Raw genomic sequence first — 1,197 nt, forward strand, 5'->3', positions numbered from 1 at the left:
CGACTACGCGTTGATGGCGGCGACGACGCCGGCGCCGACGGTTCGGCCGCCCTCGCGGATGGCGAAGCGCAGCTTCTCCTCCATGGCCACCGGCACGATCAGCGTGACGTCCATGGTCACGTTGTCGCCCGGCATCACCATCTCGGTGCCCTCGGGCAGCACGCACACGCCGGTCACGTCGGTGGTGCGGAAGTAGAACTGCGGCCGGTAGTTGGTGAAGAACGGCGTGTGGCGCCCGCCCTCCTCCTTGGTCAGGATGTAGGCCTCGGCCTTGAACTTGGTGTGCGGCTTGACCGAGCCCGGCTTGCACACGACCTGGCCGCGCTCGACGTCCTCGCGCTTGGTGCCGCGCAGCAGCACGCCGACGTTGTCGCCCGCCTGGCCCTGGTCGAGCAGCTTGCGGAACATCTCGACGCCCGTGACCGTCGTGGTCTGGGTGTCGCGGATGCCGACGATCTCCACCGTCTCGCCGACCTTGACGATGCCGCGCTCGACCCGGCCCGTCACCACCGTGCCGCGGCCCGAGATCGAGAACACGTCCTCGATCGGCATCAGGAACGGCATGTCGATCGGGCGCTCCGGCTGCGGGATGTAGTCGTCCACCGTCTTCATCAGCGCCAGCACCGCGTCGTGCCCGACCGCCTTGTCGCCGTTGTCGAGCGCCACCTTGGCCGAGCCCTTGGTGATCGGGATGTCGTCGCCGGGGAAGTCGTACTTCGACAGAAGCTCGCGCACCTCCATCTCGACGAGCTCGAGCAGCTCGGCGTCGTCGACGAGGTCGACCTTGTTGAGGAACACCACCAGCGCCGGAACGCCGACCTGGCGCGCCAGCAGGATGTGCTCGCGGGTCTGCGGCATCGGGCCGTCGGCTGCCGACACCACCAGGATCGCGCCGTCCATCTGCGCCGCGCCCGTGATCATGTTCTTCACGTAGTCGGCGTGACCGGGGCAGTCGACGTGCGCGTAGTGCCGGTTCGTCGTCTCGTACTCCACGTGCGCCGTCGAGATCGTGATCCCGCGCGCCTTCTCCTCCGGAGCCTTGTCGATCTGGTCGTAGGCCGTGAACGTCGCCCCGCCGGACTCCGCCAGGACCTTCGTGATCGCCGCCGTCAGCGACGTCTTGCCGTGGTCAACGTGACCGATCGTGCCAATGTTGCAGTGCGGCTTCGTGCGGGCAAACTTCTCTTTGGCCATGGT

The 1,197-nt window shown here is 67.6% G+C and carries 1 protein-coding gene; it reads right to left on the minus strand.

Features of this window, described 5'->3' with window-relative positions; translation table 11 throughout:
• Nucleotides 1-3: 3 nt before the first annotated feature.
• On the minus strand, nt 4-1,194 hold the full coding sequence (gene tuf, locus FV230_RS28520; RefSeq protein WP_147729937.1) for an elongation factor Tu: 1,191 nt from the start codon (nt 1,192-1,194) through the stop codon (nt 4-6).
• Nucleotides 1,195-1,197: the final 3 nt, after the last annotated feature.

The organism is Methylobacterium sp. WL6, assembly GCF_008040095.1.
GTDB lineage: Bacteria > Pseudomonadota > Alphaproteobacteria > Rhizobiales > Beijerinckiaceae > Methylobacterium.

Excerpts from the sequence above, each read along its gene's own strand:
- tuf (WP_147729937.1), bottom strand. The coding sequence starts at position 1,194 with ATGGCCAAAGAGAAGTTTGCCCGCACGAAGCCGCACTGCAACATTGGC.